General features: G+C 61.5%; 13 protein-coding genes and 1 pseudogene. 6 read left to right on the top strand and 8 right to left on the bottom strand.

Translation table 11 applies throughout. The features are described from left to right. Nucleotides 1–10: 10 nt before the first annotated feature. From GYH34_RS16170 to GYH34_RS16155, 4 genes are all read right to left on the bottom strand, one after another. Nucleotides 11–1,066 carry a DMT family transporter gene (locus tag GYH34_RS16170; protein ID WP_161914476.1) on the bottom strand — a complete coding sequence of 352 codons (1,056 nt, stop codon included), beginning with the start codon at nucleotides 1,064–1,066 and terminating at the stop codon, nucleotides 11–13. A 15-nt stretch (nucleotides 1,067–1,081) separates the two neighbouring features. Then, nucleotides 1,082–2,722 (bottom strand): NRAMP family divalent metal transporter, encoded by a 1,641-nt coding sequence (locus tag GYH34_RS16165; protein ID WP_161914475.1) that lies wholly within the window; start codon nucleotides 2,720–2,722, stop codon nucleotides 1,082–1,084. Between the two features lie 175 nt (nucleotides 2,723–2,897). Beyond that, on the bottom strand, nucleotides 2,898–3,134 hold the full coding sequence (locus tag GYH34_RS16160) for a hypothetical protein (protein ID WP_161914474.1): 237 nt from the start codon (nucleotides 3,132–3,134) through the stop codon (nucleotides 2,898–2,900). Nucleotides 3,135–3,648: 514 nt separating this feature from the next. Beyond that, nucleotides 3,649–4,239 (bottom strand): efflux RND transporter permease subunit, encoded by a 591-nt coding sequence (locus tag GYH34_RS16155; RefSeq protein WP_244635373.1) that lies wholly within the window; start codon nucleotides 4,237–4,239, stop codon nucleotides 3,649–3,651. Between the two features lie 65 nt (nucleotides 4,240–4,304). Between GYH34_RS16155 and GYH34_RS16150 the strand changes: the two genes are divergently transcribed. After that, nucleotides 4,305–4,982, top strand: coding sequence for a HAMP domain-containing sensor histidine kinase (locus GYH34_RS16150; RefSeq protein ID WP_244635372.1), 678 nt, complete (start codon nucleotides 4,305–4,307; stop codon nucleotides 4,980–4,982). Between the two features lie 6 nt (nucleotides 4,983–4,988). Here GYH34_RS16150 and GYH34_RS16145 read toward each other — a convergent pair whose 3' ends face one another. The 4 genes and pseudogenes from GYH34_RS16145 to GYH34_RS16130 form a co-directional block, all read right to left on the bottom strand. Next, nucleotides 4,989–5,396 carry a hypothetical protein gene (locus tag GYH34_RS16145; protein WP_134188039.1) on the bottom strand — a complete coding sequence of 136 codons (408 nt, stop codon included), beginning with the start codon at nucleotides 5,394–5,396 and terminating at the stop codon, nucleotides 4,989–4,991. Nucleotides 5,397–5,820: 424 nt separating this feature from the next. Next, a pseudogene (locus GYH34_RS16140) lies at nucleotides 5,821–6,491 on the bottom strand (IS6 family transposase). Between the two features lie 73 nt (nucleotides 6,492–6,564). Then, nucleotides 6,565–9,813, bottom strand: a complete 3,249-nt coding sequence (locus GYH34_RS16135; protein ID WP_161914472.1) for an efflux RND transporter permease subunit — start codon at nucleotides 9,811–9,813, stop codon at nucleotides 6,565–6,567. 28 nt (nucleotides 9,814–9,841) lie between these two features. Next, nucleotides 9,842–11,026 (bottom strand): efflux RND transporter periplasmic adaptor subunit, encoded by a 1,185-nt coding sequence (locus GYH34_RS16130; RefSeq protein ID WP_161914471.1) that lies wholly within the window; start codon nucleotides 11,024–11,026, stop codon nucleotides 9,842–9,844. A gap of 253 nt (nucleotides 11,027–11,279) precedes the next feature. On the opposite strand from GYH34_RS16130, the gene GYH34_RS16125 reads away from it, so the two are divergent. From GYH34_RS16125 to rbbA, 5 genes are all read left to right on the top strand, one after another. Continuing rightward, nucleotides 11,280–12,896, top strand: a complete 1,617-nt coding sequence (locus tag GYH34_RS16125) for an efflux transporter outer membrane subunit (RefSeq protein ID WP_161914470.1) — start codon at nucleotides 11,280–11,282, stop codon at nucleotides 12,894–12,896. Between the two features lie 361 nt (nucleotides 12,897–13,257). Beyond that, entirely contained in the window at nucleotides 13,258–13,872 is a 615-nt protein-coding gene (locus GYH34_RS16120; RefSeq protein WP_161914469.1) for a response regulator transcription factor, read from the top strand. A gap of 6 nt (nucleotides 13,873–13,878) precedes the next feature. Next, complete coding sequence (locus GYH34_RS16115; protein ID WP_161914468.1) at nucleotides 13,879–15,423, top strand: ATP-binding protein; 1,545 nt, start codon at nucleotides 13,879–13,881, stop codon at nucleotides 15,421–15,423. Between the two features lie 283 nt (nucleotides 15,424–15,706). Further along, nucleotides 15,707–16,663: an HlyD family efflux transporter periplasmic adaptor subunit gene (locus GYH34_RS16110; RefSeq protein WP_244635162.1), complete on the top strand. Its 957-nt coding sequence runs from the start codon at nucleotides 15,707–15,709 to the stop codon at nucleotides 16,661–16,663. Next, a complete protein-coding gene (gene rbbA / locus GYH34_RS16105; protein ID WP_161914466.1) occupies nucleotides 16,660–19,419 on the top strand; it encodes a ribosome-associated ATPase/putative transporter RbbA in 2,760 nt (919 codons plus the stop codon). The genes GYH34_RS16110 and rbbA overlap by 4 nt, the downstream gene beginning before the upstream one ends. Nucleotides 19,420–19,424: the final 5 nt, after the last annotated feature.

Genomic DNA, 19,424 nt, shown 5'->3' with positions numbered 1-19,424 from the left:
CGGTCTTCGGTCAATGATCGTGTCGGTGATGCGTGTCGGGCATATGAGGATGCGCGTGCAGCAGCGGCTCGTGCGCGTGCCAATGTATGTGCGGCTGGCCGTTCTCATGATCGGAGTGGTCTCCATGCCGATGATGTCCGTCATGAACATGCGAATGCGAATGTTCGACGGCTTGGTGCAAATGCTCGTGCTCGTGGCTTTCGGTCAGATGCAGCCAGACGCCCGCGCCCATCAGCGCCGCTCCGGCGGCGAGTTCCATCGTCAAGGGGTCGCCGAGCGCCGCGACGGAGACCGCGGCGCCGAGAAAGGGAGCCGTGGAGAAATAGGCGCCGGTGCGCGCCGTGCCGAGATGGCGGAGGGCCAGAACGAACAGCGCCAGGCTGAGGCCATAGCCGAGGAAGCCGACGACGCTCGCCGCGCCGATCAGCGGGATGGCAGGCAGATGAGCGCCGGCGAATAACCCAAGTCCGAGATTGACCGCGCCGCCGACCATACCCTTGATCTCGACGATTTGCAGCGGATCGGAGAGAGAGACTCTTCGTGTGAGGTTGTTGTCGACCGCCCAGGCGAGGCAGGCCGCCGCGATCGCGAGAGGCCCGAGTGCGCCGGAGAGGCTCGGCGCTCCCGACCAGGCGAGGCAGAGCGATCCTGCGACGATGAAAGCCATGCCGAGGGCGATGCGACGATCGAAAGGCTCGCGAAACACGAACCATGCGATGGCCGCGGTGAAGACGCCCTCGAGCGTGAGCAGCAATGAGGCCGTCGCGGCTTCCGAATGGGCGAGGCCGAACATCAGCAGCAAAGGGCCGGCGACGCCGCCCGCCAGAGTCGCCGCTCCCATCCACGCCCAATCCGACCCGGCGAGCGTCGCCTCTTCCGCGCGGATGGCGAAGCCGAGCCGAAGCGGGAGACGGCGCAGCAGAGCGACGCCGACGCCGGCGCCGCAATAGAGCAGGCCGGCGAGGATGCGCTGATCTATGTCCGCGAGAAGCAGCTTGGCGGCCGGCGTCGAGACCCCGAACAGAGCCGCCGAGAGCAGCGCGTAGGATATGGCTTTTGCTTTCATGTTTGGCGCAGACATTCAGTGTGTGACCGCGAGCGTGACGATGCGCGCGAGAACGAGCCCTGCGGCGAGCAGAAGATAGCAGCGCAGCACGCTCATCCATATGCGGCTCGCCATGGAGAGCTTCGCCGGCGGCAGGCTGTGCAGCGGCGGCATGCGCCAGCTGTCGCGGGCGTGACGGCCGATCGCGCCATGCGCTATGCGCCGCTTCGTATCGAGCCTGCCCGTCGCGACGGCGATGGCCGCGGTCGCGATCGAGCCGCCGCCGAGGATCCACAGAATTACGGTCTCGTTCGTCTGCTCTGGAAACAAGACGGAAGCAGTCAAAATGATCGATAGCATCACGAGAATCGCGACGATCGCGCCAGTGAAGAGATTCATGCCCCAGCCATTGACCCAGGGGCCGAGGACCGCCTCGTCATTGCAGAGAAGCAGCAGAAACACGGTCGCGCTCGGCAGCAGGACGCCGGCGAGCGTCTGCACGGCGTTGGTCAGCAGGCCGAGCGGCGCGCCCGGCGTCAGCACGAGGCCCGCCGAAACGACGATGAGCGCGAAATAGACGCCATAGAAGCCCTTGGCGTCGGACGGCTTGCGATGCAGCGAATGTTTAAGCGACAGCACGTCGCCGAGCGCATAGGCCGTGGACAGCGACACCGCCGCGGCGCCGATGACGCTCGCGTCGATCAGCGCCAGAGCGAATAATATGCCCGGCAGGCGCCCGGCGTATCGGCCCAAGCCCTCCGCCACGGCGCCGGCGTCGGTGAAGTTGCCGGCTTCTGGACGTCCGGCGAAGACCGCCGCCGTGAAGGTCGTCATCGCCGCCGCGCCGATGACGACGAGCGCTATGCCGAGCCAGAGATCGACGCGCTCATAACGAATGAAGCGCGGGGTGATGCGCTTGTCGATCACATAGCTCTGCTGGAAGAAGAGTTGCCAGGGCGCGATGGTCGTGCCGACAATCGCTATGACCAGCAGCATCACTTCGCTGAGCTTGCCGTCCTTCGGAAGCTGCACGACGAACATGTCGTGCGCGACCTCCGCCATCGGCGGATGAATCATCACGAAGATCGGAACGAGAACGAGGCTTCCCGCGCAAAGCATCAGAGCGAAGCGCTCGAAGCGCCGGAAGTCGCCCGTGCCGACCGCCGCCATGATGACGACGGCCGACAGCGCGACGCCGAGCTCCCGCGAGACGCCGAGATAGGAGAGCGCGAGGGATATGCCGATGAATTCGGTGACGATGGTCAGCGCGTTGAGCAGGAAGAGATCGATGACGCTGAAGGCGCCCCAGAACTTGCCGAAGCGCTCGACGATGAGCCTTGCGTGTCCGACGCCGGCGACGGCGCCGAGCCGCAACACCATCTCCTGATTGACGTAGAGAACCGGAACGAGCAGCAGCAGCGTCCACAGCAGGCTCGTGCCGTAGTTCTGGCCCGCCTGAGTGTAAGTTCCGAAGGCGCCCGCGTCATTGTCGCCGACCATGACGATGAGGCCGGGACCGAGAATGGCGAGAAGAGTCTGGAGACGGCGCTTGAAGCCGATGCGCGGGCCGTGATCGGCATGATGGATCGTGCCCAGCGCGCCGCGAATATGGCCGATATGGGCCTCGTCGAGAACGGCGCTCTCGGTGGTCTCGGATGGGTTGAGATGCAGCGTCATGGCTCGCCTCGTCTCCGGCGGCAGGCGAGCCTTCGCGAGAGCTCGCGCCCTCTAGACCGCTCGCGCTCTCGCGCCGGGGCAAATTCGGATCGGGATGGATTTCGACGGGCCCGCCGGGCGGAGCTCGCGCTCGCCGGCGGGCCTGGTTGGGCCGGGGTTCATTTACTCTCTCCGATCAGGCGGCGAGGCGCGAAGGGGGCCGCTCGCCATTGTCCTGCGTGAGGCGAGCGTCGGCGTGCAACTCGTCGGTCCACACGCACAGAAGACGCCCCGAGGCGGCGTCGAGCGTCCAGACGCAATGCGGCGCCCGCCGCGCGCGACGGCGAAACGCGACGATCTGCGTCTCGGCACGGAACGAAGGCGCGCTTCGAGCGAACGGGCGCGCGAATGCGATTGCGGTGAGCTTGTTCATCGCTCATCTCCTTTTTGGCCGTTGTGATCCACGGCCCGGAGCATGAGCGGCAGGCAGGAGCCTTCAGGCCCTCGCGACGCCTCTCACGCGGTCTCCGAGATCGCGGATGGTTACGATGTCGAGTGGCGTCGTGAGCGCAGACGAGGCTGCGGGCGCGGCGCCGAAGCGGCTACTGCCCATGTTTCTTTCTTGGGTTGTCGGAGTCGACGGCGGGGGCGAAGCCCAGCCATCCGAGGGCGATATCGGTCCCGAAGCTGTAGTTGTCAAGCACAAATCGCAGGGTAGCGCGACAGCGATTACCAATCGATGAAGCGAGAAGCCGAGGGAGCGCGCTCGGAGAATGTGCGAGGCTCGCATCCGGTCGCGTCGACAAGCGCGGGATCGATCGGCTAAGCCGAGACAGTGGGGCGTTCGCCGGATCGCGACATGTTGCGAAGCGATGACGGAAGGTCGAATGAGGCGATCATACGTGAAAGCGAAGCTGCTCGACCTCATTTTTACGAGCCCCGTGATCTCATGGTTCTCCCTCGGAATTTATGGCTCGTCTCAGATGATGGGCTGGTCCGAAGGACTTCTCGTGAATGTCTCTCTCGCGGCCAATATCGCGCTTATCTGTCTCATAATATTTGCAGTTTTGCTGCGGCCTCCGTCTCTGCGAAACGCGAAAGGCGTTCTCCCGAAATTGGCCGGCGCCGCGGGCTTTCTCTTGCCGAGCTTCATCGTCGCGTGAAATCTGATTTTGTCCTTCGATGAAGGAAATCGATGCGACCTGCTTGAGTTGAATCGTCTCTCGCCGATCACCGCGATCGGATGGCAGCGAGATAGGTATATTTTCGATCGCACGCATGTTCTCGCGCCGCCTGTCGTCGAGCCGCACCAAAATCGGAAAGCGCCGATCTCCTTCGAAGACCACCCCAGCGCGCTGTCCGCCGACGGCGACGCCGATGACATCCTGCACTTCTGCGAGACTCAGCCCCAGACGAGCGATTTCCCGCTTGTCGACATTGATCTCACGAAACGGAAGACCTCCGACCTGCTCGACCTTGACGTCTTTGGCGCCGTCGATCTCTCTCAGGATCGCGGCGATCTGATTGGCGGCTTTCAGCCTGACGTCGAAGTCCTCCGCGAATGTCTTGACGGCGATATCGCCCCGAGGAGATCATGCCTTTGGTGGCCGAAGTGAACTCCCTGCTGGAAGCGAAAGCGAAAGCGGTCGAAAGCGCCAAGGCGCGCGCCGCCAATCTGGCGCACGCCCTGAAGACGCCTCTCGCCATTCTCGCGACGGATGCGGAACGGCTCCGAAAGGACGGTCGAGATGAAATCGCCGACGAGCTCCAGGAACTCGCGTTCGGCATGCGGCGTCACATAAATGGAGAGCTGTCGCGAGCGCGGTTGCAGTCGCTCGCCGGCTCGCCTGTCCAAGCGACGTCTCTTCGAAACGTGGTGGAAAGCTTGACGAGAGCGTTCATGCGAACGCCGCGTGGCGGCGCTCTGTCCTGGCGATTGGACATTCCTGCGGATGTGACAATCGGCATGGGCGTCGAAGAAGCCACGGAGCTGTTTGGCGCGCTCCTAGAAAATGCGGTCAAATGGGCGGCCACGGAAGTCCATGTTTCGGCGGAGCGCGAACGCGTGTTGTCGATCCTCGACGACGACGATGGCCCAGGAGTTCCCCCCGAGAAGCTCGTCGAGCTCGGGCAACCTGGCGTTCGCCTCGACGAAAAGACTGAGGGCACTGGGCTCGGGCTATCCATCTCTTCGGACATCGTCGACGCCTATGGCGGGCAAATTCGCTTTGGAACGCGGAGCCCTCATGGATTTCAGGCGATCATCACACTGCCCGCATGACGGCGCTCAGAAGCATTTGTTCGCCTTCAGCTCGTAGACCCAGGCGGCGCACTCGTTCTGACGTCCGCCGTGCTGCCTCATGCAATTGTTGTAATTCGTTTCGATCGCCAGGCACAATGCGACTTTGGGGTCAGCCTGCGGGACGAAGCGGCGCCTATTTTGGTCTTCATCATAATCACGCGGCCCTTCTTGGCTTCGGCGCCACTCTTCATACTCGCGCCGGCGGTGTCGCTCGCGCCATTCCTCGCGCATCTCGTCGAGACGGGCGCAAGCTTCTTCGTCGCCATGCTCGCAATCCTCGTGAAGGCGATGCATATAGTCTCTTCGGCGGTCCTCCTCTTCCTCTTGGGCGCGTGCCAGAGTAGGGGCCATCGTTACGATCAACCCGACGACAATCGCTTGTGTCCATTTCATGGATCGGCCTTTTCCACCGTAATGAAGGGACCTCGCGACCCTCCTTTGAAACCATATAGATGGTGTCCAATTAACGAGTTATTAACAATCTCATTGTCGGGCTTTCTACGTCTATCATTACAATCGCCGCTTTGTTGTTGTCTGGGGTGATTCTCACTTTCCGTGCTGCCCACTCGCTGCTGGGGTGCTGTTCAGACGCGCACTCGCTGGTCATTGGCCGATTACACCCAGCAAGCCGGCGAGGCGCTGGCCTCAGCCTGAAAATCGCCATGTGGTGGAAATTCACGACGGATCATATCATTCGAATTTGTCGAGACCGCAAGCGGCGGTGGATCGATTGCGAGGCTCGATTTCGAAGAGAAATTCATCGGAATTGTCGCAAATTTTGTTTATGGACGCGATGAACGTGTGAGAGTGACGCGGTTCACGTTGCGAGGGCATAGAACTGCTGGGCTGGACCCAATTCGCCCCTGGTCTGCAACTGGTCCTTGCGGATCATATGCATGAGCTCGATCCCAGAGAGTGTCGCGGCAGCCGATCGAAATGATTTGAAACCCAACATCGGCCGCGTTACTCGCTGCACCGCTCGATGGTTCTGTTCGACGATATTATTGAGATATTTGATGCGGCGGATTTCGATGTCCGCTTCATGCTCCGCATTGTAGGTTTCGATCGCCGCCGTGTTAGCGCCGCTCTTGTCGATCGTGATCTTCTCCGGCTCGCCATGCTGGCCGATCGCCTTGCGCAAGACGCGCAACGCGGCTTTGCGGCCCCTCTTCGCCGTCAGCAGGAAATCCACCGTCGCGCGTGCCTTGACGACGTCCCGTTAGTGATATTTCCAGCAGCCTTTGACTTTCACATAGGTCTCATCGAGACGCCAGCTGGCTCCGATCGCGCGCTTGCGGGCACGGAACTGTTTCTCCAGCAAAGGCGCATATTTGACGACCCAGCGGTTGAGCGTGGAATGGTCGACATCGACCCCTCGCTCTTCCATCATTCCTCGAGTTGGCGATAGCTCATCGGATACGCCACATACCACCGGACGCCCCACAGAATCACGTCGCGTTCAAAATGGCTGCCCTTGAAATCGATCATTGTACTATTCCGCCAGCCCCACGCTCGGCGATCATAGCCCCAACGGACCCGCCAGAGCCCGGAATTTCGCCTGCTAAGCGTCGAGATGCATTTCGTCGACATTTCGAGACTCCCTCGCTGGACGATAAGCCCTCGAGAACTTCTGACGAAGCGCCGGCGCGACGACGAGCAGCATGATCGGTCCGAGCAGCATGCCGCCGACGACGACAGTCGCCAACGGCCGCTGTACCTGTGAGCCGATGCCATTCGAAACGGCGGCGGGAAAGAGGCCGACGCCCGCCGATAACGCAGTCATCAGCAGCGGCCTCATGCGTTGCTCCGCGCCATGAAAAATCGCTTCTCGGAATTCCATTCCCTGGATCGTCAGCTCACGGAAATAAGTGATGTTCAATATTCCGTCCATCACGGCGACGCCGAACAGGGAAATGAAGCCGATCGCCGCCGAGACGCTGAAGTTCTCACCGGAGACATAGAGGGCGATCACGCCGCCGACGATCGCGAAGGGAATGCCCGCGAGCGCCAGCAGGCTGTCGCGAAGTGAATTGAACAGACTGTAGAGAAGCGAGAAGATGAGCAGGAAGGACAAAGGCACGACGATGGCGAGGCGCGTCTTGGCCTGTTGCAGATTGCCGAATTCGCCGGCCCAGAGAATTTGGTAGCCCGGCGGAAGCGCGACCGAGCTCGCGACCTTCGCTTGCGCCTCCGCCACAGTGGACGCGAGATCGCGGCCACGGATGTTGAATTTCAGTGGGACGTAGCGGCGGCTCCGTTCGCGATAGATGAAAGATGCGCCGGTATCGAGGGAGATGGCCGCGAGCTCGCGCAGCGGAACATAGGCGTTCGTCGCGCTTCCCGGCGGCGTGTAGCCGACCTTTATGTCTCCAATCGCAGCGAGCGTCGTCCGATATTGCGGCGCGAGGCGCACAGCGACCGCGAACTGCCTATCGCCCTCGAGCACGGTGGTTGCAATCGTCCCGCCCATTGCGGCTTGCACGATCGTGTTGACGTCGCCCGAGTTGAGTCCGTAGCGCGCTGCGCGCTGACGGTCGACTTTGATATTGAGATTGGGCTGCCCGAGCGTGTGGAGAAGCTCGAGATCCTCGACACCCGCGACGGTTCGGATCTGCTCGCGCACCTTCTCGGCCAGCTTTTCGAGAGTCGCGAGATCCGAGCCGACGACTTTCACCGAATTGGCGCCCTTCACGCCGGATAGAGCCTCGTCGACATTGTCCTGAATATATTGCGAGAAGCCGAAGACGACGCCGGGCAGCTCTTCTTCGAACTCCTTCTGGAGCTCCGCTGTGAGCTTTTCTTTCGTGAAACCGCGCGGCCATTCATCGAATGGTTTCAACGGCGCAAAAATCTGCACGTCCGAGAATGCCGACGCGTCGCTGCCATTGTCGGGACGCCCATGTTGCGTCACGACCGTGACGATCTCGGGATGGCGCATAAGAATCTCGCGCATCTTGCGGGTCGATTCGACGCCGGATTCGAGCGACATGGTCGAAGGAAGAGAGGCGCGAATCCAGTAATTGCCCTCCTCGAGCGCGGGCAGGAATTCACTACCGAGACGTGTCGCCAGAAACAGACCGAGCGCGAGGAACAGCGCGCCGGCGCCGATTGCGAGCCCGACATTGTCGAGCGCCCATCGCAGCATCGGAGTATAGGCCCCACGCAGCCGCCGAACGATGATCGTCTCTGTCTCCGCGACGCGTGGGGGAAGGACGATCGACGCGAGCACGGGAGTCACAGTGAAGGTCGCGAGCAGCGCGCCGGCCAGCGCATAGGCGTAGGTTCTCGCCATCGGTCCGAAGATCTGCCCTTCGACGCCCGTCATAGTGAACAGCGGCAGAAAGGCGGTGACTGTGATCGCCGCTGTGAAGAAGACCGCTTTGTCGACCTGTAACGCGCTGATGAAAATGAGCCGGAGCCGATTGGTCCAGCGGCGCACGCTGCCGTGACTGCCGGTCGACGCGGTGGGATCGGGACCCCAGAAGCCTTCCGTGAAATGTTGCAGGAGACGATTGCGCGCCGGACCATCCGCCTGGAAATTACGAAAGATGTTCTCGACGAGGATGACGGCGGAATCGACGATGATTCCGAAATCGACCGCCCCGAGCGACAGGAGGTTGGCGTCCTCTCCCTGCGCCACGAGCAGAATGATCGCGAAGAACAGGGCGAAGGGAATATTCACGCCGACGATGATCGCGCTGCGCAGATCGCCGAGAAAAATCCACTGGATGAAGAAGACCAGCAGGCAACCGAACACGAGATTGTGAAGGACGGTATGCGTGGTGACCGCGACGAGCGAGCCGCGATCGTAGAAAGGAACGAGCTTCACGCCGGGCGGAAGAGACCCGTCGGAGTTGATTTTTTCGACCTCGGCCGCGACCTTCGGCAGAATCTCATTGGTGTGCTGCGTGCGGCCCATGACGACGATCGCCGCAGCGACGTCGTCGTCTTGGTCGCGTCCGAGTATGCCGAGACGCGGAACATGTCCGACAGTGACCTTCGCGACATCCTTGATTTGAACAGGCACGCCGTTCGATTGCGTGAGAACGACATTCTCTATGTCGTCCGTTCGGTAGCCTTTCGTCAGATCGTCATTGCCGCCGTCGTCGATGAGGCCGACGCCGCGAATATTCACCGATTGCTGGCCGAGCTCGATCTCCCGCCCGCCGACATTGACATTTGCGTTGCCGAGAGCCGCGATGACCTGTGGAATGGTGACATTATAGGCCTCGAGCTTGCCGAGATCGACCTCGACGCCGAACTGCTTCGTCGTGCCGCCCCAGGAATTGATCTGAACGACGCCAGGGATGGTGAGCAGACGCCGCGCGGCGATCCAGTCCTGAACAGTCCGAAGATCGGTCAAGGTGAAATGCGGCGGCCCGACCAGCTGATAGCGGAAAATCTCGCCGACGAGGCTCGACTGCTGAATGACGGGCGAGACATTGTTCGGAAGCGATGCGCCTTGCTGCAGCGCGATCGCCGCCTGCGCATAGGCGAAATGATAATCCGTCCCATATTCGAAAGTGACGCGAACGAAGCTCAGGCCATAGAAGGAGGTCGAACGAATGTTCGTCACGCGCGGCGTCGGGTAGAGCGCGATCTCCATCGGCATAGTGTAATATTTTTCCATCTCCTCGGCGGAGAGGCCCGGCGCCTGCGCGGTGATCTCCAGGATCACGGGAGCCGGATTCGGGTAGGCTTCTATATTGAGCCGCGTAAACGCCGTCACGCCGGCGACAATGAACACGCCGACCGCGAGAACGACGACCGCGCGACGCGTCAGCCCGAATTCGAGAATGGATTTCAGCACGGGGCAACCTCGTTCGATCAGCGGCGCGCTATTCAGCCGCGCCGATCGCGGCGAGGTTCTCGAGAAAGACAGCGCCTTTCGAGACGATGAGCTCGCCGACGGAAAGGCCTTCCTCAATTTGGTCGAAACCCTTCTGGCGCAAGCCGATCTTGACGGTCCTCTGCTCGAAGCGTCGGCGATCCTGCGTGACCCAGGCGGTCATGGTCCCGTCGCTTTTGCGGACGATTGCGCTTTCGGGAGCCGCCGGCGCGCGAAACGGCGCCCCGACGCGAATGACGAAATTCGCGAACATTCCGGCGCGAAGCAGATGATCGGGATCCTTGATCTCCGAGCGCACGAACATGCGCCGGGTGGTCGGATCGACAGAGGGTCCGAGCACGGTGATGGCTCCATGGAACTCTCGATCGGGATAAGCGGCGACGCTGACATGAACGTCCTGTCCGACACGCAGCAGCGGGGCGTCGCTCTCCACCACATTCGCCAGCATCCACATGGTCGACGTATCGGCGACTGCATAAGGCGCCGGGGCGACGCCGGGCTGGACGAAGAGGCCCGGCGTCGCGGCACGCGCCGTGACATAGCCAGCGAGCGGACTCTTCACGATGAGGCGCGGATCCGCGCGCCGCTCTGCGACGATCTTGTCGATCTCTTCCTCGGTCTTGCCGAAGATGCGAACCGCGTCCCGCGCCGACTTCAGAGCCCCATCGGCCGTCTGCTGATCGGAGATCGTCTGGTCGACCGCCTGCTGCGAAACGCCGCCGATCTTCACCAGCGATTTGACGCGGCTGAGCGAGCGCGTCTGGAGCGTGAGCACGCCAGACGCGGCGATCAGATTGGACCCCGCCTGCAATAGGTCCGGGCTATCGATGGTGAAGAGGACCTGATCCTTTTCGACACGGTCTCCGATATTGAAATAGGCGTCGATGATCCGTCCCTGATAGGGCGTGAAGACCTGAACGAGGCGGTTCTGGTTGAAATCGATGCTCCCGACGGCTCGTCGTTCGTCGCCGAAAATGCGCTCGTCCACCTTTTCGATCTCAAGCGCGCCGGCCTGCTTATCGTTCAGTCCGATTTCGGTTTCGGTCGAAGCTCTCGCCTTCGGACGTGGATCTCCGTCGTCCTGCTGACGGAACGCCCAATTCGCGAGGGCGAGGGCGACGAGGACCGCCGCAGCGAAGGCGCTCGCTTCGATGAGTTTTTTGCCCAGACGCATTCGACGGCCTTGTGAAACGGTCTCTCGGGACCGAGAGGCGTGTCTCGTTTCCAATCATCCCAGTCTTTCTATGAGGCTCGGCAGTCGATCGGTCTACTGTGATTTATAACAGTAGACCCTGGACGGCAGGAGAACTACCTAACTATGAAGTCACGCGGTCCGAGCGCTCCTGTCTTCCCATTATCACGAAGCGCCAGGAGCGAACGAAGACGTTCGATTAGAGCATGCTCGCGGAAAAGAAACTCGGATAGAGATGCAAATCTTCGGCTCGTCCACTTCCAAAGCTCACTGCGGGCACCGGATTTTCCTCACGCTCCTGCCGATGTTTTCCGCGCTGGCGGGTTGCGCGGTCGGGCCTGACTTCGTATCGCCTTCCCCGCCGCCGATAGAAAAATCAACGTCGAACAAGGTTCCGGTTCTCGCCGGAGGACCAAGATTCGTCCCGGGCGCCGAAATCCCGAAGCGCTGGTGGCAGGTTTTCCACAACCGAGGCCTCGATCGGCTGATCGAAGCCTCGATCGAAAGCAATCCGACCTTGCAGTCCGCTGAAGCTGCGATAAGGGTCGCCTATCACAACGCCGAGGCGCAAAAGGGCGCGTTTCTCCCGACCGCCATTTTCAACTCCACGGACAGTCTCAATCTCCAGTCCAATAATCGATCGCTCGAAACGATCAATCAAAGCCTCTTCAACCAGGCCATGACTTCGCCGACCACCAACATCGGTCCGCCGAATTCGCCCTATGGCTTGTTGTTGAAGCAGCTCACCGTCGCCTACACGCTCGACATCTGGGGGCAGAATCTCAGAAGCGTCGAAGCGGCGGAGGCGCAGACGGATCAGCAGCGCTACCAGCTGGAGGCCGCCTATCTGGCTTTGACTGGCAATGTGGTGACGGCGGCGATCCAAGAAGCCGCGCTACGGGGACAGATCGAGGCAGTCCGCAGATCGATCGCGATAGAAAGGGAGATGCTGGGACTGCTGCGCAAGCAGTTCGAGGCCGGCTACGCCGCGCAGGCCGATGTGCTTACCCAGGAAGCGGCTCTCGCGCAGGCGCTGCAGCTCTTGCCGCCGCTCGAAAAGCAATTGTCGCAGCAACGCGATCTGCTGACAGCGCTCGCGGGCCGATATGCGCCGGACGAGATCGCCGAGACTTTTCATCTCGGTTCACTTTCGTCGCCGCACGAACTGCCGCTCAGCCTGCCATCGAAACTCGTCCGGCAGCGGCCCGACATTCGGGCGGCCGAGGCCAATGTGCACGAAGCGACCGCGCAAGTCGGCGTAGCCGTCGCGGCGCGGCTTCCGAATGTCACATTGAGCGCGAATGGCGGATACAGCGCCTATAGGCTCGCACAACTCTTCACGCCCGGCACTGAGCTCTATACGGCGTCCGCGGCTGTCACACATACGATCTTCGACGGCTTTTCGCTTCTCAACAAGCAGAGGGCGGCGGAGGCGAGCGTCCTCCAGGCGGACGCGCAATATCGCTCGACCGTCATTGTCGCATTCCAGAATGTCGCCGATGCGTTGCGCGCGCTCGAGGCGGACGCCAAAGCCGTGAAAGCCGCGGCCTACGGCGAAGCGACGGCAAAGAAGAGCCTCGACATCGTGCGCGCCGAGCTGCGTCTCGGGGCCGTCAATGTGCTCTCGCTTTTGAATGCAGAGAACACCTATCTGGTCGCCTCGGTGGCGCGCGTCGTCGCCGATGGCAACCGCCTATCGGACACCGCCGGGCTGTTCATCGCTCTGGGCGGCGGTTGGAAAGACGAAAATCTGCGGGACCTCCCGCCGAACGGACCAGACGGCCCGACCAATGAGCAGATCGAGAAGTTGAGCACGCCGGCAAACGGCAGCCTGTTGCCGACATTCGATTGAGCGATGACGAGTGATCGAGCAGCGACATGAAACGCGCTTCGATGTCGTGTCATTCGTCCGCTCGCAAAGCGTCAGCGCTCACCATCGGAGCCCCGCCGATCGGACGCCGCCCAGAGGAACTCTAGAGATTGCACTGGTGGGGCTCGATCAACGAAAAAGCGATCTCGCGTTCCTGGCCGGCCTTTGACGGCGTTGTGGGCTCGGAGGAGGCCGAAACAGAGTCCGCTCAAGACGGCGTCCATGTTTATGCCGTATTTACAGCCCGTTGTGCGCGCGCGCATTGCCGGACTGCGGTGGAACGGCGATGCGTTCCAGCCTATAATGCCGACTCTCAGAGAGAGCGAGAATTCGGAGACCAAATATGTCTGCGACCGACGGCCGGGCGACGATCCTCTGCATCGACGACGATTTCGAGACCTCTTCTTTGATCGCCGAAGAGCTCGAGGACCGCGGCTTCAAAGTCGTTCTCGCGAGCAGCGGCCAGCAGGCGTTGTCGCTTCTGCCAGACCTTCGGCCGGATCTCGTTCTTTCGGATATCAGCATGCCGTCGATGTCGGGTTTCGAAGTCCTGGAAAATTTCGCGCGATCGGCCCCGCATATCGCGAGAACGCCGTTCGTGTTCTTGACCGCCATGAGCGACCGCGAGACCGAGCTCAAAGGAAGAAGACTCGGCGCCGATGATTATGTTTCCAAACCGATCGACTTCGATCTGCTGCATGCGATCATCGACGCCAGACTGAGAGGTGGCGTGCGATTTTTCGTATCAGAAGCTCCACTGCACGAGCTCAATGAAAGAGAAGTCGAGACTTTGCTGTGGGCGGCGCGCGGCAAGACATCCGACGAGATCGCATCGATCATGAGCATCACGAAGCGAACCGTCGATTATCATCTCGACAACGCACGCAACAAGCTCGGCGTCGCGACTCGGATCGAGGCGGCGGTCAAAGCCACGCTCGTCAGATTGATCGAGCCTTAGAACGAGATGAAACTGACGCAATCGATAAAATTCCGTATGGTCGCATCCTTGTGGCTCTTGTTCGCTACGATCGCGAGCATCAGCATCTTCGGGTTGATTCGTCTCGAACGAGTCAATCACGAATGGTCCGACATCCGTGATCGTTGGTTGAAGAGCACACGATATATCGGCGACCTCGATAATTTCACATCGGATTTCCGCGCAGCAGAGGGCGCTTTTCTCATAGCGGCGAGAGATGTCGACGCCATCGACATAGAACGAGAGATGGAGTCCCTCGACGAGGCGATTTCGAAAGCGCAGAGAGGATATGAGAGCATCCTTCACGACGAGATCGAATTGGCGGATTACCGGCTCTTCGAGAAGAATTGGAAATTATATCATGCTGAAGCGAAACACACTCTCGAGGTCATGACGAAGGGAGACAAGACTGCGGCGGGATATCTCTTCATGTCGGCCTCCAGGGATGCATTTGCTTCGACGAGCGAGGCCCTCGGGAGGATTTCTGACCGAACCAACACGCAGGCTCGCCTGGCGAGCGAGCGCTCCGACCACGCCATTCGAGAAGCTCGCGCATTGATTATCGCCGCCGCCTTTCTCGGCGTGTCTATGGCCCTCGGGATCATGCTTTACGTAACTCGACAGATAACCGACCCTCTATTGGAACTCGCCGCCAGCATGCGGCGTCTGTCGAGGAATGAAACCGATCTTCAGATCCGGAGCACTGAGCGACACGATGAACTTGGAGAAATGGCGCGCTCCGTCGTGGTCTTTCGCGATAATGCGATCGAACTTCAGGTCAATCAGCAGGCCCTTGCGACCGAAGCCTCCATGCTCGAGGAGAAATTGGAGCATGAGCGGCGTCTGAGCGAAAATCAGCGCAATTTCATCTCGATGGTGTCGCATGAGTTTCGAACGCCAATGACGATCATCGATGGGCATGCTCAGCGTTTGTTGAACGCTCGTCCTGCGCCTCGGGACGACGTGGTTATCGAGCGAGCCAACAAGATCCGCGCCGCCGTAAGGCGGATGAGCGTCATGATCGAAGGACTGTTGCAAACCAGTCGTGTGATCGAGAGTCCGAGTCTCTACTTCCATCCGACCGATCTCGACATGTCCGCAGTGCTGAAGGAAGTTTGCGATCTGCATCGCGAAATTTCGTCCAACGTCTCGGTGCTCGAAAAATACAGCGCTGAAAAACTGCCATTTTATGGGGACAGGAATCTTATTTGTCAGGTATTCAGCAACTTGATCGGAAATGCGATCAAATACTCCTCTCCTGGAGGTGCGGTGCGAGTGGAGGTCCGCGGCAGACAGACTGCCTTGCAAGTTTTTGTCACGGATAGTGGAATAGGGATCCCGCGCCGTGATGTCGATAGTATCTTTTCGAGATACTATCGGGCAAGCAATGTTTCCAGTATCACGGGCACCGGCGTCGGCCTCTACCTGGCAAAGATAGTTGTGGAATTGCACGGTGGCGTCATTAAAGTGAGAAGCCGTGAGGGAAAAGGCTCGATCTTTTTTGTTTCACTTCCTTTGGAAGCAACTGGGTGAGCGCGATGAATCGTCAGAGAAAACGGCTCGGCGATTGCTGAAACGCCGTCTACGCCAGAGCCCTCTGGCGTCCACAGGAATTTCGGCCAACGTCCGTCAGACGCCTTCCCTCCGGTCTCCCGCTATGCTCGAAATCATTGTGTGGACATGAATATACCGATGCGTGGCGCAGAGCCGGGCCGCAGGTTTCATCGAGAGGCGCCGGGCTCTACCATGAGGCCGCCCGGCCACCGGAGGAACGGTTGAGATACTCTCGATGAACCGCAGGATCGCCCGAATTGTCTTGGCTCTGCTAATCATCGGCGCGGCTTCGGCGGGCTATTGGTGGTGGCGCAGCCGTACGCCGGCTCTGCCAGCCTATGTCTCGCGAGCGAACGGGCGGTTGGAGATGACGCGCATCGACATTGCCGTCAAATATGCGGGGCGCATCATCGATCTGCCAATCCGTGAGGGCGATGTCGTGCGTCCGGGGTCAGTGTTGGCTCGGCAGGATACGGCAGAGATCAAAGCGCAGATCGCTGGAGCCGAAGCGCAGCGTCAGCGCGCCATCAGCGCCATAGGACGCGCCGAGGCGGAGCTCGACGTCCGCCGCAACAATCTGCGGCTCGCCGGCCTCGAGATGACTGAGACCGCGACAATGCGCGGCAAGGCGCTCGTCTCGCAGGTCGAGCTAGACCGGCGGCGTATCGCCAAGGATGCGGAGACAGCCGGCGCCGCCGCCGCCGAGGCCGCCGTGAAGGAGGCCCGCAACGCGCTCTCGGAGGCCGAGGCGCGAATCGCCCGATTGACGGTCATTCTCGACGAGACGACGATACGCGCCCCAGTGAACGGGCGCATCGAATATCGAATTGTGGAGAAGGATGCGGTGCTTCCCTCCGGCGGGCGGATCGCCTCGCTGCTGGAGACGGACGACGTCTATATGACCGTCTTCTTTCCCATGGCGGTGGCGGGCCGGCTGACGATCGGCGACGAGGCGCGCGTCGCCCTGGACGCGTTCGACGGACCGCCATTGCCGGCGACCATCTCCTTCGTCGCGGCCGAAGCGCAATTCACCCCGAAATATGTGGAGACAGCCAGCGAGCGCGAGAAGCTCGTCTATCGCGTGAAGCTGAGAATTCCGGTCGAGGCGGCCCGTCGGCTCGACGGCAGGCTGAAGGCCGGCATGACCGGCAATGGCTATGTGCGCATCGACCCGACGGGCCATTGGCCGTCCTCGCTCGCTTTCGGACACGCCAAATGACCGCCGCCGAGGAGACGAAGGCGCCGGCCGCCTTCCAAATCTCGGGCCTCTACCACGACTATGGCGATGTTCGCGGGCTCGAGAATGTCTCACTGTCCTTGCCGGCGCGCGCGACGATCGCGATGATCGGCCCGGACGGCGTCGGCAAGTCGACGCTGCTCGGCGTCATCGCGGGGGTGAAGAAGATTCAGACGGGAGCGGTCCACGTCTTGGGGGCCGATCTGCGCGAGCGACGGGAGAGGGAGGCGTTCCTCCCCCATGTCGCCTTCATGCCGCAGGGGCTCGGCCGCAATCTCTATCCGACGCTGTCTGTCTATGAGAACATCGACTTCTTCGGCCGTCTCTTCGGCCTCGGCGCAGGGCGGCGCGACGCGCGCATTCGCAGGCTGCTGCGAGCGACGGGCCTCGATCCATTTCCCGATCGCCCCGCGGGAAAGCTCTCGGGCGGCATGAAGCAGAAGCTCGCGCTCTGCTGCGCGCTCGTGCATGATCCGCAGCTCCTGATCCTGGACGAGCCGACGACCGGCGTCGATCCGCTGTCGCGTCGTCAGTTCTGGGAACTCGTGGACGAGCTGCGCAGCGAGAGCGACCAGATGACGGTGATCGTCGCCACCGCCTATATGGAGGAAGCGGAGCGCTTCGAATATCTCGTGGCGATGGATAATGGGCGCGTTCTCATCGCGGACGCCAAGGCGGATGTGCTCGCCCGTACGGGCGCGGCGACGCTCGAGAAGGCCTATGTCTCGCTGCTGCCGGAGAGCCGACGCGCGCAGGCGTCGGGCGTCGAGATCCCGCCCTATCGCGACCCCGGCGGCGCGCCGGCGATAGAGGCGGAGGCGCTGACCCGTCGTTTCGGCGATTTCGTCGCCGTCGACAATGTGAGCTTTCGCATCGGTCGCGGCGAGATATTCGGCTTTCTGGGCTCCAATGGCTGCGGCAAATCGACGACGATGAAAATGCTGACCGGCCTGCTGGACGCCACGAGCGGGACGGCGAAGCTGCTCGGCCGAACGATCGACGCCGGCGACATGCAGACGCGGCTGCGCGTCGGCTATATGTCGCAATCTTTCTCCCTCTACGAAGAATTGACGGTGCGGCAGAATTTGACGCTGCACGCGCGGCTCTATCGCGTCGGTGGTGATCGCGCGCAGTCGCTCGTCGACGCCGCGCTGATCGATTTCGCGCTCGCGGAACATGCGGACCATTCGCCCGCGTCTCTGCCGCTCGGCATTCGCCAGCGGCTTCAGCTTGCCGCCGCCTGCCTGCATTCGCCCGAGGTGCTGATCCTCGACGAGCCGACGTCCGGCGTCGATCCCGGCGCGCGCGATATGTTCTGGCGTCATCTCATCCGCCTCTCGCGCGAGAAGCAGGTGACGATCTTCCTTTCGACGCATTTCATGAACGAGGCGGAGCGCTGCGATCGAATATCGCTCATGCATCGCGGAAAGGTTCTCGCCGTCGGCGCGCCGGACGAGTTGCGGCGCGAGAAGGACGCGACGACATTGGAGGACGCATTCATCCTCTATCTCGAGCAGGCGGAGGCGAGCGCCTCGGCCGCAGCTCCGCGCCTCGCGCCATCGCCGAACGAAGCATCGCCGTGCGAGCCGGAGCCGACCGATATGTTCGACGATCGTGCGACCGGCTGGGCGGGACGCATTCTCGCCTTTGCGCGTCGCGAGACGATGGAGCTCGCGCGCGATCCAGCTCGCCTCGCCTTCGCGCTGCTCGGCCCGATCGTTCTTCTCTTGGTCTCCGCTTACAGCATCTCCTTCGATGTCGAGAATATTCGCTTCACGAATTTCGACAGCGACCAGACCTTCGCCAGCCGGGAATTTCTGCGCGGCTTCGCGGGCTCGCGCTATTTCGTCGAGATGGCGCCCTCGCGCAGTCCTGCGGAGATGGAGGCGCGTCTGCGCAGCCACGAGGCCCAGCTCGCCATAGAGATACCGCCCTCATTCGGCCGCGACCTCGAAGCCGGCCGCCAGCCCGAGGTCGGCTTCTTCATCGATGGAGCCGCGCCTTTCACCGCCTCGAACATTCGCGCCTATGCGACGGGCGTCGTCCTCGAATATGTCACGAGCCTCGATCGCGCGAGAACCGCGAGCTCGCTGCCGATCTCCGTCGAGCCTCGCTTCATCTACAATCAGGAGTTCCGCAGCATTTATGCGATCACGCCCGGCGTCGTCATGCTGGCGCTGATTCTGATCCCGACGATGCTGACGGCGCTCGGCGTCGTCCGCGAGAAGGAGATCGGCTCCATCGTCAATCTCTACGCCTCGCCCGCCACGATCGGCGAGTTTCTCGTCGGCAAGCAATTGCCCTATGTCGGCGTGGCGATGGTCTCCTATCTGAGCCTGACGCTCATCACCATCTTCATCCTCCGCGTGCCGCTGCACGGCTCCTTTCTCGCGCTCACGCTCGGCGCGCTGCTCTTCATTCTCGCGGTGACGGCGCTCGGGCTCTTGATATCGGCCTTCGTTCGCTCGCAGGTCGCAGCGATATTCGGCACGGCGATCATCTGCCTCATCCCCTCGGTGAATTTCTCCGGCCTTCTCTATCCGATCTCGACGCTCACCGGCGGCGCCTACGCCGTCGGCGTCGGCTTCCCTTCCTCCTGGTTTCAGATCGTGAGCCTCGGCTGCTTCACAAAGGGACTCGGCCTTTCGAGCTTTGCTTCGAACTATCTCGCGCTCGGCGGCTTTGCGGCGCTGTATCTCATCGGCGCGCGGCTTCTGCTCCGCAAGCAGGAGGCGTAGCGATC

This window comes from Methylosinus sp. C49 (assembly GCF_009936375.1).
Lineage (GTDB): Bacteria > Pseudomonadota > Alphaproteobacteria > Rhizobiales > Beijerinckiaceae > Methylosinus.
The sequence above is the reverse complement of the archived record's forward strand: the minus strand, read 5'-3'. Positions and strand labels throughout refer to the sequence as shown.